The 12,803-nt window shown below is 69.7% G+C and carries 12 protein-coding genes; 7 read left to right on the plus strand and 5 right to left on the minus strand.

What is annotated here, in order from left to right; all coding sequences use genetic code 11:
* Positions 1-2: 2 nt before the first annotated feature.
* Positions 3-917: an RNA polymerase sigma-70 factor gene (locus HUX53_RS28800; RefSeq protein WP_176406359.1), complete on the minus strand. Its 915-nt coding sequence runs from the start codon at positions 915-917 to the stop codon at positions 3-5.
* A gap of 191 nt (positions 918-1,108) precedes the next feature.
* Between HUX53_RS28800 and HUX53_RS28805 the strand changes: the two genes are divergently transcribed.
* Entirely contained in the window at positions 1,109-2,590 is a 1,482-nt protein-coding gene (locus HUX53_RS28805) for an MFS transporter (RefSeq protein ID WP_176406360.1), read from the plus strand.
* A gap of 268 nt (positions 2,591-2,858) precedes the next feature.
* Here HUX53_RS28805 and HUX53_RS43155 read toward each other — a convergent pair whose 3' ends face one another.
* The 3 genes from HUX53_RS43155 to HUX53_RS28820 form a co-directional block, all read right to left on the minus strand.
* Positions 2,859-3,293 (minus strand): PIN domain-containing protein, encoded by a 435-nt coding sequence (locus tag HUX53_RS43155; protein WP_176406361.1) that lies wholly within the window; start codon positions 3,291-3,293, stop codon positions 2,859-2,861.
* Positions 3,275-3,646 (minus strand): hypothetical protein, encoded by a 372-nt coding sequence (locus HUX53_RS41700; RefSeq protein ID WP_176406362.1) that lies wholly within the window; start codon positions 3,644-3,646, stop codon positions 3,275-3,277. The genes HUX53_RS43155 and HUX53_RS41700 overlap by 19 nt, the downstream gene beginning before the upstream one ends.
* A gap of 148 nt (positions 3,647-3,794) precedes the next feature.
* On the minus strand, positions 3,795-4,196 hold the full coding sequence (locus HUX53_RS28820) for a MerR family transcriptional regulator (RefSeq protein WP_176406363.1): 402 nt from the start codon (positions 4,194-4,196) through the stop codon (positions 3,795-3,797).
* Between the two features lie 43 nt (positions 4,197-4,239).
* On the opposite strand from HUX53_RS28820, the gene HUX53_RS28825 reads away from it, so the two are divergent.
* Positions 4,240-4,989, plus strand: coding sequence for a methyltransferase domain-containing protein (locus tag HUX53_RS28825; RefSeq protein WP_176406364.1), 750 nt, complete (start codon positions 4,240-4,242; stop codon positions 4,987-4,989).
* Here the strand turns inward: HUX53_RS28825 and HUX53_RS28830 are convergent.
* Positions 4,986-6,800, minus strand: a complete 1,815-nt coding sequence (locus HUX53_RS28830) for a 5'-nucleotidase C-terminal domain-containing protein (RefSeq protein WP_176406365.1) — start codon at positions 6,798-6,800, stop codon at positions 4,986-4,988. The genes HUX53_RS28825 and HUX53_RS28830 overlap by 4 nt on opposite strands.
* A 377-nt stretch (positions 6,801-7,177) precedes the next feature.
* Between HUX53_RS28830 and HUX53_RS28835 the strand changes: the two genes are divergently transcribed.
* From HUX53_RS28835 to HUX53_RS28855, 5 genes are read left to right on the plus strand one after another with little or no spacing between them, the layout of a single operon-like run.
* Positions 7,178-8,767, plus strand: coding sequence for an AMP-binding protein (locus tag HUX53_RS28835; protein WP_176406366.1), 1,590 nt, complete (start codon positions 7,178-7,180; stop codon positions 8,765-8,767).
* Entirely contained in the window at positions 8,764-9,996 is a 1,233-nt protein-coding gene (locus tag HUX53_RS28840) for an acyl-CoA dehydrogenase family protein (protein ID WP_176406367.1), read from the plus strand. Before HUX53_RS28835 ends, HUX53_RS28840 begins: the two co-directional genes overlap by 4 nt.
* Before the next feature lie 21 nt (positions 9,997-10,017).
* Positions 10,018-10,776, plus strand: a complete 759-nt coding sequence (locus HUX53_RS28845; RefSeq protein ID WP_176406368.1) for an enoyl-CoA hydratase/isomerase family protein — start codon at positions 10,018-10,020, stop codon at positions 10,774-10,776.
* An 8-nt stretch (positions 10,777-10,784) separates the two neighbouring features.
* On the plus strand, positions 10,785-11,723 hold the full coding sequence (locus HUX53_RS28850; RefSeq protein ID WP_176406369.1) for a VOC family protein: 939 nt from the start codon (positions 10,785-10,787) through the stop codon (positions 11,721-11,723).
* Positions 11,714-12,784, plus strand: a complete 1,071-nt coding sequence (locus HUX53_RS28855) for an acyl-CoA dehydrogenase family protein (RefSeq protein ID WP_176406370.1) — start codon at positions 11,714-11,716, stop codon at positions 12,782-12,784. The genes HUX53_RS28850 and HUX53_RS28855 overlap by 10 nt, the downstream gene beginning before the upstream one ends.
* The last annotated feature ends 19 nt before the right edge of the window (positions 12,785-12,803 follow it).

Consider the following 12,803-nt stretch of genomic DNA (forward strand, 5'->3'; position numbering starts at 1 on the left):
GCCTACCGCTGGGAAGCCGATGCCGGGCTGCGGCTCAGGGTGGTCTTCCGCTCCACGTGCGACAGCTTCTCGGGGTTGCGCATGATGTAGAGGCCGGTGATCAGGCCGTCCTCGACCTGCATCGACACGACGCCTTCGAGTTCCCCGTCGAGCCGCAGGATGAGTCCCGGACGGCCGTTGACCTGGGTCGGTTCGACCGACGCCGTGGTGATGAGCTTCGTCCAGCCGAAGCTCAGCAGCCGGGTCACCCTGCGGATCCCCACGATGGGACGCGGCAGCGCCTGCTTGACTCCGCCGGCGTCGGACAGGAGGACGATGTCCGGCGCGAGGACGTCCAGCAGGTGCTGCAGGTCGCCGGTTTCGATCGCCCGCTGGAACGCCTGGAGGGCCGCCTGGGTGTCGGCTGAGGAGGTCCCCTTGCGCGGACGGCGCGCGGCGACGTGCGAGCGTGCCCGGTGCGCGATCTGCCGGACGGCCGCCGGCGTCTTGTCGATGGCTTCGGCGATCTCGCTGTAGGGCAGGTCGAACACCTCGCGCAGCACGAACACCGCCCGTTCGGTCGGTGTGAGCGTCTCCAGCACCAGCAGCATCGCCATCGAGACGTGGTCGGCCAGTTCGACGTCCTCGGCCACGTCCGGAGTGGTCAGCAACGGTTCGGGCAGCCACGAGCCAACGTAGGTCTCCTTGCGGCGGCCGAGCGTGCGCAGCCGCGTCAATGCCTGGCGTGTCGTGATCCGCACCAGATACGCGCGCTGATCCCGCACGATGTCGAGGTCGACGCCCGACCACCGCAACCAGGTTTCCTGTAGGACGTCCTCTGCGTCGGCGGCCGAGCCCAGCATCTCGTACGCGACGGTGAACAGCAGCTTGCGGTGGGCGACGAACGCCTCGGTGGCGGCGTCGACTCGGTCGCTCATGGGCCCCTGCCTCCTCAACGGTGCTACACGCACAAGACGCCGCACTCCGCCGCTTTGTGACATCCGCGATCGGTGGCGCACGTCACGTGGCGGCGGCCGTCACAAGCGGCGGGCATCCGGCATCTCGTGTTCGTCAGGACGCCGCCCGGACGATCCGCGCGGCACGCACACCATGAGTGAGGACAAGGGGCATGGCAACCACGGACGCGCCGGCGGGCAACTCACGCCGCTGGGCCGCGCTGTTCTTCATCGGGCTGGCCCAGCTCATGATCGTTCTGGACGGCACCGTCGTGAACATCGCGCTGCCGTCCCTCCAGCGGGACCTGGGCATCTCCGACGGCGACCGGCAGTGGATCATCACCGCGTACACGCTGGCGTTCGGCGGACTGCTGCTGCTCGGCGGCCGGATCGCCGACTACACCGGCCGCAAACGGACCTTCCTGGTCGCGCTGCTCGGCTTCGCCGCCGCGTCCGCCCTGGGTGGCGCCGCGTCCGGCTTCGAGACGCTGCTTATCGCCCGCGCTCTGCAGGGCGCGTTCGGCGCGCTGCTCGGGCCGTCCGCGCTGTCGCTGCTGACGGTGATGTTCACCCGGCCGGCGGAGCGCGCCAAGGCGTTCGGGATCTGGGGCGGCATCTCCGCCGCGGGCGGCGCGATCGGGCTGCTGGCGGGCGGCGCGCTGACCGAGTACCTGGACTGGCGCTGGTGCCTGTACATCAACATCCCGATCGCCCTGCTCGCGGCGGTCGGCGGGTACGCGATGCTGGCCGAGTCGCGGCACGAGGGCCGGGTCCGGTTCGACGTCCCCGGCGTGCTGCTGGTCACCGGCGGGCTCGTCGCCATCGTGTACGGCACCGGGCGGGCCGAGTCCGAGGGCTGGGACGCGCCGCTGGTCGTCGGCCTGCTGGCCGCCGGCACGGTGCTGCTCGCCGCGTTCGCCGTCGTCGAGAGCCGGGTGCGGCAGCCGCTGCTGCCGCCGCGCGTGATCGCCGACCGCACGCGAGGCGCCGCCTACCTGGCCGTCGGCCTGACCGGGCTCGGCATGTTCGGCGCGTTCCTGTTCATGACGTACTACATGCAGGTCGTCAAGGGGTACTCGCCGGTCAGGACGGGCGTCGCGTTCCTGCCGATGGTCACGGCGGTCCTGGTGTCGGCCGGCGGGCTCTCCGCCCGGCTGCTGCCGAAGGTCCCGCCGCGGGCGCTGATCGTCCCCGGCATGCTGACCGGCGCGTCCGGCATGCTGTGGATGCTCACCCTGGACCCCGGCACCGGCTACGCGCGTGGCGTGCTGGTCGCGGGCGTCCTGTTCGGGCTCGGCGCGGGCCTGATCCTGCCGGTGGCCATGAACTACGCCACCCACGGCGTCGACCCGGGCGACTCCGGCGTGGCCTCGGCGAGCGTCAACACCGCGCAGCAGATCGGCAGCTCGATCGGCCTCGCGCTGCTCAACACCATCGCCACCAGCGCGACCGCCGACTACCTGGCCTCGCACGGCGGAAACCCCGCCCTCGCGAAGCAGGCCTTGGTGGAAGGCTTCGGCACGGCCAGCGCCTGGGCCGCGGGCATCCTCGCGGCGGGCGCACTGATCGTCGCCGCCCTGATGAACGCCCCGCGCCCGCAGGAGCAGACCATCGAGGACGCCCCGAGCGCCGACCCACTACCCGCGCACTCCTGAAGCCGCGTCCGGGATGCGGTCGGCTACCAGGCGCTTGAAGTTCGGGCACTGGGTGATGTCCTCGTAGTCGCAGTTGAGGCCGCCTTCGAGGAGTTCGAGGGACGCCTGCGCCGCGGCGATGCGGCGGCGCAGGCCCGCGGCCTCTTCGCGGAGGACGTCCCGGCGCTGCTCTCCAGGGAGAGACTCGCATCCTTGGCGCGCAGGATCACGGCGACGCGGGCGAGGTCGCCGGTGCCGTAGCGGGGGCGGAGCTCCTCGGCTGCTCTCGTCATACGTGGAGGACGACTACACGTTCGTTCTTGGGGCGTTCGGGTTCCTCGACGAGTCGGCCGAGATCGTCAGGGTCGCTGGTGAGCAGGACGACCGGACGCGTTGCCTCCAGCGCGGTCACGGCCACCACCGCGTCTATGGCGCACCGGTGGCCTGACAAGCCGCTGCTCCCCAGCAGTTCTCCTGCACGGCGGGCCAGCAGCGGTGTGACCGGGAGCGTGGTGATGCGCGACAAGACCTGGTGTATTCGTGCGTCACGCGGTCCGCCACGCAGCACCTCGGTCAACGTTATGGCGCTGACCGCGACACTGGCCCGGCGGGCTCGTGCCGTATCGAGATGCGCGCGAGGGCGTGGATGTCCCTCGGCGAGTTTGACCAGCCCCTCGCTGTCGAGGACGAGCGTTCCCCCGGTGGCTACTCCCCGTCGGGCCACGCGTCCCCCGCCTCCGTCACGTATTCCTCGGGTACCGGACCGTGCTCGGCTTCCAATAGTTCGGACAACTCCGCCAGCAGATCGAGCTCCAGTTGCCGGGCGACGGCCTCGGTCACATACCGACTGAACTCGCCCTTGCCCACTCGCCGCTGTACGGCCGTGGTCAGCCCTTCGGGCAGCGAGACGCTGACCTTGCGGGCCCGGCCCAACGAGTACACGTTCCCACCAGGCTCGTCCGCTGGACGAGGTGCTTCCTCCGCTTCGTGAAGCAGCTCGGCCAGCGACCGGAGCCTCTCCTCAAATCCGGTCGCTGCCGGCTCCTCGCCGGAGGACTCATGCGGAACTGCGCCCATGCCTTGATACTACCGCCGGTAGCAACATGCTGCCACTGGATCACTGGGCAGAACCCCCAGGTGCCTGGGAGAGGCGGAGACCTTGAACGCCCGATGGAGAGCAGGTAGAACCCGGGCCGAATCCCCGGCCTTCGGACCGTGGAGCGCGTCAACCGCGCACTCCTGAGGCCGCGTCCGGGATGCGGTCGGCTACCAGGCGCTTGAAGTTCGGGCACTGGGTGATGTCCTCGTAGTCGCAGTTGAGGCCGCCTTCGAGGAGTTCGAGGGACGCCTGCGCCGCGGCGATGCGGCGGCGCAGGCCCGCGGCCTCTTCACGGAGGACGTCCCGGCGCTTCGCGGGGTCGGCGCCCGGGGCCAGCACGCGGATGCTCTCCAGGGAGAGCCCCGCATCCTTGGCGCGCAGGATCACGGCGACGCGCGTGATGTCGCCGGCGGTGTAGCGGCGCCGCCCGGCGGGGTCGCGGGCGGGGGCGAGCAGCCCCACCGACTCCCAGTGGCGGAGGACGTGGGGCGCCAGCCCGAAGTGCGCGGCGACGGCTCCGATGCTCATCTCGCTTGACTTCATGTCGACATTAACTCGCATCCTGGCGCTCATGACCGATCCAACGGGAATCCTCATCACGATCCTCGACGCGGCCGAACGCCTGCCGGCGGCCGAGGGGTTGCGGCTTCGCTCCTACGCCCTGCTCGGCGCCGAAGCCGGAACGTCCGTGGTGGACGTGGGCTGCGGCGCCGGGCGGGCCGTGGCGGAACTGGGCGAGCGGGGCGTGCGCGCCGTCGGCGTCGACCCGAACGAGGAGATGGTCGCCGTCGCCCGCAGCCGGTGGCCCGGCGCGGACTACCGGCTGGCGGGGGCATACGAGTTGCCGCTCTCCGACGCGTCCATGGACGGGTACCGGGCCGACAAGGTGTTCCACATCCTGGCCGAGCCCGAGCGCGCACTGGCGGAGGCCCGCAGGGTGCTGGTGCCCGGCGGGCGGATCGTCCTGGTCGGCCAGGATTGGGACACCATCGTCATCGACTCCGGCGACCCGGCCCTCACCCGCACCATCGTGCATGCCCGCGCCGACCTGGTCACCGAGCCGCGCGTCGCCCGCCGGCACCGCAACCTGCTGCTGGACGAGGGGTTCCGCGACGTGGCGATCGAGGTGCACACCGCCGTGTTCACCGGGCCCACGATGCTTCCCATGCTCGACGGCCTCGCCGAAGGAGCCTGCTCCAGCGGCGCGATCACCCGGGAGCAGGCGGACGGCTGGATCGCCGAGCAGCGCGCGCGGGCCGAGGCCGACCGGCTCTTTGTGGCGCTGCCGATGTTCGTCGCGGCCGCGACCGCGCCGAGTTAGAAGACGGGGGTGCCGTTGCGGGTCAGGCGCCAGTTCTGCTCGTGGAAAGTGGTGGGGTCGATCGTGCCGGTGGTGGAGGCGTATTCGACGATCGCCTCGCGGATCGCCACCTGCGCGTTGTAGACGACCTCGGCCGTTGTTATGTGGGGGAAGCCGCCGCCTCCTGACTGGCGGTAGTTGTTGACCGCGACCACGAACTGCTGGCCGTCCGAGACCGGGGCTCCGTTGTAGGTCATGTTGGTGATCCGGGAACCTTCTGGTTTGGCTATGTCCACGTCGTAGGCGACGCCGGAGAACTGGTCGTAGTTGTAGTCGGGACGGTTGTTGGCGTTCGTCCAGGAGGCCGGGTCGACGGGGTCGGTCGCAGCGACCTGCTTGAAGTACTGGGCGGAGTACTCCAGGTAGTCCTTGATCTGCGAGCCCGTGAGGATGCCGGCCAGGAGGGTGTTGTCGTAGATGTAGAGGCCCGCGATGTCCTTGATGGTGACCTTGCCGGCGGGGAAGGTGGCGGCTCGGCTGAAAGGCGCCGCGATCGACACGACGGGAAGGGACGCGTGTTCTGAGCCGGTCAGCGCGGCCTTCACCTTTTCGGTCTGGACGAGGTGGATGTAGTCGAGGATCGCGGTGTCCTTCCAGCAGGATTCCGCGGCGGACATCTCCTCGGTCGAGGTGGCCACTTCCTTGTTCACATAGGCCACGACGGCGTCGTGCTGCCTTTTCACCAGGGTGACCAGGCGCGAGTCTTCCTGGACGGTGTTCGAGTTCACCGTCGTCGCCGACTTCTGCGTGACCTTCCAGCGTCCGCGCGAATGGGTGAGGGTCAGGTCGAAGATCGAGAGGCGCTGGCCCCAGCACTTCGGCTCGCTCATCACGACGGTCTGGCCGGTGACCTTGTTCGTCACGAAGCGTTCGGGGATCTCCAGGTGGGCGTGCCCGAACAGGATGGCGTCGATGCCCGGCACCTGCTCCGCGACCAGGGCGGACGCGTTCTCGATGGGCAGGGCGTCGCCGTAGGACGACCTGCCGCTGTCGCCGGAGTGGGCGCTGATGATCACCACGTCGGCGCCCCGGGCGCGGATGATCGGGACCCAGCGCTTGGCCGTCTCGACCAGGTCGAGGAAGTCGAGTTTGCCGGAGACGTTGGCCTTGTCCCAGATCGCGACACCCGGGTTCGTCAGGCCGAGGAGGCCGACGCGGATGGGCGGGAAGCCGCGGACGTGCATCCGCTTGATCATGTACGGACGGTAGGCGGGGCGGCGGGTGCCCGCGTGGACGGCGTTGGCGGCGAGGACCGGAGCGTCCATCTGGCTGATCCACTTGTCCAGGAACGGGAGGCCGTAGTTGAACTCGTGGTTGCCGAGCGCCACCGCGTCGTAGCCGATGGCGTTCATCTGGCGGGCCATCGGGTGCGTCCGGCCGGTCTCGGTGATCGGCTCGATGGTCGCGTAGTAGAAGCCCAGCGGAGTGCCCTGGATGGTGTCGCCGGCGTCGAAGAGCAGGGTGCGGTCGTGGCCGCGGGCGGCGCGGACCTCGTTGACCAGGCTCGACACGCGGGCCAGGCCGACCGTGTTGCCGTCGCCGTCGCTGTACTCGGCGTCCTTGTAGTAGTCCCAGTTCACCGCGTGGCTGTGGATGTCGGACGTGCCCATCACGGTGATCGTCACCGACCGGCCGTGCGGTGCCGCCGAGGCCGTGCCGGGCCAGCCGGCGACGGCGAGGGCGCTCGCGGCGGTCAGGCCGCCGAGGACCTGCCTGCGGCTCACCCCGTCCGGGACCCGGCACGAACACCAGCGCGGCTGTGGATTCTGCATGGCGCACCCGTTCCTTCCGCAGGGGGACGGCAGAACGATAGGCCCGTCGCGGGGGCGTGAAGTCGGTGGAATCCGCCGATCCTGAGGGGTGATCGTTGGCACTCCACACCAATGCCGGGTGCCTGGAAAGCGGTGTGGGGCGCGACCGAAACCCCGTGTGGCCTCCGTCACACCGGACGCGTTTCGTCCCAGAAGATAACCCTTAGAACACCTTTATTCCTGTTTCGCCACTGTTGCCGTGTCTGGCGATTCGTGTTCCTCTAATTAGGACAATGTCCGGTTGCGGGTCGCTCCTGGCCGATTCCGCGCCGCCGCCATCTAGCCGCCCAGCCACCGACGACGCACGCACGCCAACGCAGCGACAGCGGAGGGTCCGGATGCGCAAGGAGACGCTGGAGAGCTTCGTCCTCGGGGACGTCCTCCGGTCACAGGCGCAGGTTCACCGAAGGCAGACGTTTCTCAAGTTCCGGGACGGCGAGGTCACCTACGGCGAGGTCGACGCCGCCGCCGACCGGCTGGCCCGGTCACTGTCCGGAGCCGGTATCGGACGCGGCGACCACGTGGGCGTGATGCTGCCCAACTGCGCCGACTTCGTCCATCTCGTGTTCGCGCTGGCCCGGCTCGGCGCGGTCGCCGTGCCGATCAACATCGCCTACCGGGGCGAGCTGCTGCGGCACGTCCTGGACAGCTCCGATTCCGGCTGGCTGATCATCGACGGGCCGTACGCGGAGCGGCTCGCCGACGTCGCGCCGAAGCTGCCGAAGCTCAGGGGCGTTCTCGTGCGGGACGGCGCCGGGGCCGGCGTGCTGCTCGACCGGCTGGGCAAGCCAACGCGCGAGCTGAACTCTTTGCAGGACGAGGGCGGCACGGTCGATGTGAAGGTCGGCTTCGCGGACATGCAGGCGATCATGTACACGTCCGGGACGACCGGGCCGTCCAAGGGCGCGATGGTCCCGCACGCACTGGCCCTGACCTGCGCTTACGACTCGCTCGACTTCCTCGACCGGTGGGGCAAGACGATCTACTGCCCGCTGCCGCTGTTCCACGCCGCGGCGCTCTGGGACGGCATGCTGTCGGCGCTGCTGGGCGGCGGCTCGATCGCGATCGTCGAGCGGTTCAGCGCGTCCAAGTTCTGGGACGACGTGCGCCGCTTCGACGCGCAGGTCTGCATGAGCGTGTTCTCCATGATCCCGATCCTGCTGAACCGGCCGCCGACGTCGCGGGACCGTGACCACCGGCTGGAAACGTTCTACATGGGCAAATCCAACCTCGATGAGCCGATGCGGGAGCGGTTCGGCGTCCGGTCGGTGGAGACCTACACCAGCACCGAGGCGGGCATCGCGACCGGCAGCCCGTACGGAGAGTGGCGGGTCGGGTCGTGCGGGCAGGCGCACGAGGAGCGCTTCCAGGTCGCCGTCGTGGACGAGTACGACCGTGAGCTGGGGCCGGGGGAGCCGGGCGAGCTGGTCCTGCGGCCGAAGCAGCCGTTCGTCCTCACGACCGGCTACTACGGAAACTGGGAGGCGACGACCCAGTGCTTCCGGAACATGTGGTTTCACACCGGAGACCGGGTATGGCGTGACGACGACGGGTATTTCTACTTCCTTGACCGCATGAAGGACGCGATCCGCCGGCGCGGGGAGAACATCTCGGCCTTCGACCTGGAGACCGAGATCAACCAGCATCCGGCGGTGCTGGAGTGCGCCGCGATCGGCGTGCCCTCGGAGCTGGAGGACGAGGACATCAAGGTGTCGATCGTCGTGCAACCGGACACCGGGCTCGACCCGGCGGAACTGGCCGCCTACTGCCGGGAGCGGCTGCCGCGCTCGATGGTCCCCCGCTACGTCGAGTTCGTGGAGGCGCTGCCGCGCACCCCCACCGACAAGGTCGCCAAGTACAAGCTGCGCGCGCAGGGCGAATCCGGAATCACGTCGACGACCGTCGATCTGGAGGCGGGTGGCCGGTGAACTGGGACGACACGCCGGAGCAGGCCGCCTTCCGCGAGGAGGTCCGGGCCTTCGTCCAGGAGAGGTTCCCCGCGTCGTACCGTCCGGCCGGGGACGAGGAGCAGAGCCTCGAACCCGAGGACGTCGCGGGCTACAACTGGCCCGTCGACCGGGTCTCCGACGATCCGGGACGCCGGGACGGGGCTAGGGCGTGGGCGGCGGCGCTGGCCGAGCGCGGCTGGATCGCGCCGCACTGGCCTGCGGAGTACGGCGGCGCCGGGCTGTCGCCGCTGGAGGAGTTCGTCCTGCACGAGGAGATGATGCGGGCGCGGGTGCCGGTCGTGAACGGCATCGGCGCGTTCCTCCTCGGGCCGACGCTGCTGGTGCACGGCACCGAGGAGCAGAAGGCGCGGCATCTGCCGCCGATCGCTTCGGGTCAGGCGGCTTGGGCGCAGGGGTTTTCGGAGCCGGGGTCGGGGTCCGATCTGGCTTCGCTGCGCACGCGGGCCGTTCGCGACGGGGACTTCTACGTGGTGGACGGTCAGAAGGTGTGGACGTCCCTCGGACAGTACGCCGACTGGTTGTTCGTCCTGGTTCGTACCGATCCTGATGCTGAGAAGCCGCACCGGGGCATCACGTTCCTGCTCATCGAGGCGGACGCGCCGGGTGTGACGATCCGTCCGATCGCCGACATTCGTGGCGCCGTGCCGTTCTGCGAGATCTTCTTCGAGGGCGTCCGGGTGCCGGTGGCGAACCGGGTCGGCGAGGAGAACCGCGGCTGGTACGTGGCGATGTCCGCGCTGGGGTTCGAGCGGGCCGGGATCGGCGCCACGATCAAGTACGAGCAGGCGCTCGCCGAGCTGGTGACGTATCTGCGCTCGCCGGAGGGGCGCCGGTTCGCGCGGAACACCCCGGCCATTCGGCAGGAGATCGCCCGCCGCCAGACGGAGATCCGCGTCCTGTACAACCTGGCCCGCTACACGGTGTCGCGGCAGGCGGCGGGGGACGAACCGGACTTCGAGGCGTCCATCAACCAGCTGTTCGGCGCCGAGCTGCACCAGCGGCTGGCCCGCACCGGCGCGCGCGCTTTCGGACGGTCTGCCGCACTTTGGGAGCGCGAGAACGCCCCACTCAATGCCACTTTCACCCATATGCGCCGCGACTCGGTGGCGTCCACCTTCCTCGGCGGCACCACCGAGATCCAGCGCAACGTCATCGCCACCCGGGGCCTGAACCTGCCCCGCAGCTAACACCAGGAGGAGCGAACCCGTATGCCCGACGAGAACGCCTACGAGACCGTCGACCTGCGGATCGAGGAGCGAGTCGCCTGGCTGACCCTGAACCGGCCGGACAAGCTCAACGCGCTGACGCCCACCACCATGACGGAGCTGCGCGACATCTTCACCCGCGTCGACGACGACGAGGACGTCTGCGTTGTGGTGCTGCGCGGCGCCGGCGAGCGCGCGTTCTGCGCCGGGATGGACCTGGCCTGGTCGGAGAAGCTGACCCCGCGCGAGCGGATCGAGCAGGGCCGGCTCGGTGAGAAGACGTTCGCGATGATGGAGCGGACGTCGGTGCCGGTGATCGCCGCCGTGCACGGGTACGCGGTCGGCGGCGGCCTTGAGCTGGCGCTGGCCGCCGACTTCATCATCGCGTCCGACAACGCGAAGATGGGGCTCGTCGAGATCACGCTGTCGGCGCGTCCCCCGTACCGGCCGAAGATGACCGAGGACGGCGACCCCGACCAGCCCGAGTTCGGCGGGTCGGCGCCCGGCTGGGGCGGCGTGAAGCGGCTGCCGGAGCGGATCGGCAAGGCCCGCGCCAAGGAGCTGCTGTTCACCGGCGCCCGCATCGGCGCCGACCGGGCGCTGCAGCTCGGCCTGGTCAACGACGTGTACCCGGCGGACGAGTTCGACAAGCGGGTCGGCGAGCTGGCCGAGCGCATCGCCGCGATGAACCGCTACAACCTGCGCCTCGTCAAGGAACTCGTCACCTACGGCTACGACTGGATCGAGCCGCACCCGAGCTAGGAGGACCCGTGCAGATCTACCGCATCGATCATGTCGCGCAGGTGGCCCCCGACCTCGACGCGCAGGTCGCGCTGCTGTCCGGTTTGTTCGGGTTCCGACCCGTGCGGAGTTGGGACAATCCGGGCGAGGGCGTGCGCGGCGCCCGGCTGGAGATCCCCGGCAGCCGCGGCCAGGCGTGGGAGGTCGTCTCGCCCGCCGGCGACGGCTCGTCGCTGCAGACCTGGCTGGACGAGCATGGCGGACGTCCCGGATTGCACCACGTGGGCGCCGAAGTACCCGACCTCGAAGCCGTCCAGGCGGAACTCGAAGTGCGCGGCATCAAGGCGACCGATGGTGCGCGGGGCCGCTGGCTGGAGGCGTCGCTGAGCCCGCCCGAGGCCGGACCCGGCGTCCTGTGGCGGCTTCGCGGGCCCGGCAGCCTGGACATGTGCGGCGATTCTTCTGCTGCTTCCACCGAGACGAGCTCCCCGTCCGGGCCGTCTCTGGGCATCGTGGCGCTCGATCACATCTGCCAGGCGTTCCACGACCGCGACGCGCTGGCCCGCTGGTACCACGAGCTGGCGGGGTTCGTGCAGGTGTGGCGGACGGCCGACGAGGAACATCCCGACATGGCGGACCTCGTCCTGAACATCCCCGGCTCGGCGATCTGCTGGGAAGTGATCATGCCGCGCGGGGAGGACTCGTTCATCGAGCGGTTCCTCGCCAAGGGCGGCCCGGGCGCCCACCACGTCACGTTCGAGGTCGCCGACTGGGACGCGGCACTGGCCGCCTGCGAGCACTACGACACGCCAACGTTCGATGACGAGGAGGGCGTCACCGACGGCGCGGCCTGGAAGCACACGTTCATCCATCCGAAGAAGACCGGCGGCGTCCTCGTGCAGCTGTTCTGGGAGGAACGTCCTGGCGTGTGGGTCCGCTCCGACAAGGTGTCGCCGCCATGGACCTGAGCCTGACCGAAGACCAGGAGCTGATCGCCTCCACCGCCCGCGAGGTCCTGGCATCCCGTTCGGCGACCGCCGGTGCGCGGGCGCTGGACGGCGAACCGGCCGGCTACTCGGCCGCGCTCTGGAAGGAGATGGTCGAACTCGGCTGGACGGGCCTCGCCTTCCCGGAAGAGCACGGCGGCGTGGGCGGCGACTTCCTGGACGTGTGTCTGCTGTTCGAGCAACTCGGCTACGCCCAGGTACCGAGCCCACTGCTGGCATCGGTGGCCGCCTGTGGCCTGCCGGTCGCGCGCTATGGGACGTCCGCCCAGAAGGAACACTGGCTGACCGCCATCGCGAACGGCGAAATCGTGACGGCGGCACCCCTCCCTTGGGACCGTCCGGACGAGGGTCCAATCGCTACCCGCGACGGCGAAGCCTACGTTCTCAACGGAACGGCGACATTCGTGCCCTACGCAGCCTCCGCTGAGCACATCTTGGTGGCGGCCCATCTCGACAACGAACCGCACGCCTTCTGGGTGGACGCCTCGGACGTCACGCTCCACCCACTCGGCACGATCGGCGCCGACCGTCCCTGCCATGTCGAACTGGACGCCGTCCGGGTAGTGGACGCCCTGGATGCGGCCAACGCGATCTCCCTGTTCGGCGCCGCCGCAACCTGTGCGGAAATGGTGGGGGCGGCGCAGCACGTCCTCGACATGACCGTCCAGTACGCGACGGAACGGCAGCAGTTCGGCAGCGCGATCGGCTCATTCCAGGCCGTCCAGCACCACTGCGCGAACATGGCGATCGACGTGCTCGGCTCCCGGTTCATCGCCTACGAGGCCATCTGGCTCCTCTCAGCGAACCGGGAAGCCGCACAAGAAGTGGCCATGGCCAAGGCCTGGGTGAGCGAAGCATACGAGCGGGTATGCGCGCTGGGCCACCAGGTCCACGGCGCGATCGGCTTCACCCAGGAGCACGACCTGCACCTGTTCTCCGAACACGCGATGACCGCGTCCCTTGCCTACGGCGACCCCGACCACCACTTCGACACCCTCGCCGACGACCTCGACCTGCACTGACCACCGAGACGCCCGGCCG

Origin of the sequence: Actinomadura sp. BRA 177 (assembly GCF_013372625.1) — a bacterium.
Taxonomy (GTDB): Bacteria; Actinomycetota; Actinomycetes; order Streptosporangiales; family Streptosporangiaceae; genus Spirillospora.

Bases quoted from the DNA above. Each gene is read 5' to 3' on its own strand.
- HUX53_RS28800 (WP_176406359.1), bottom strand. From the start codon at position 917: ATGAGCGACCGAGTCGACGCCGCCACCGAGGCGTTCGTCGCCCACCGC.
- HUX53_RS28805 (WP_176406360.1), top strand. From the start codon at position 1,109: ATGGCAACCACGGACGCGCCGGCGGGCAACTCACGCCGCTGGGCCGCG.
- HUX53_RS41700 (WP_176406362.1), bottom strand. From the start codon at position 3,646: ATGGGCGCAGTTCCGCATGAGTCCTCCGGCGAGGAGCCGGCAGCGACC.
- HUX53_RS28820 (WP_176406363.1), bottom strand. From the start codon at position 4,196: ATGAGCATCGGAGCCGTCGCCGCGCACTTCGGGCTGGCGCCCCACGTC.
- HUX53_RS28825 (WP_176406364.1), top strand. From the start codon at position 4,240: ATGACCGATCCAACGGGAATCCTCATCACGATCCTCGACGCGGCCGAA.
- HUX53_RS28830 (WP_176406365.1), bottom strand. From the start codon at position 6,800: ATGCAGAATCCACAGCCGCGCTGGTGTTCGTGCCGGGTCCCGGACGGG.
- HUX53_RS28835 (WP_176406366.1), top strand. From the start codon at position 7,178: ATGCGCAAGGAGACGCTGGAGAGCTTCGTCCTCGGGGACGTCCTCCGG.
- HUX53_RS28845 (WP_176406368.1), top strand. From the start codon at position 10,018: ATGCCCGACGAGAACGCCTACGAGACCGTCGACCTGCGGATCGAGGAG.
- HUX53_RS28855 (WP_176406370.1), top strand. From the start codon at position 11,714: ATGGACCTGAGCCTGACCGAAGACCAGGAGCTGATCGCCTCCACCGCC.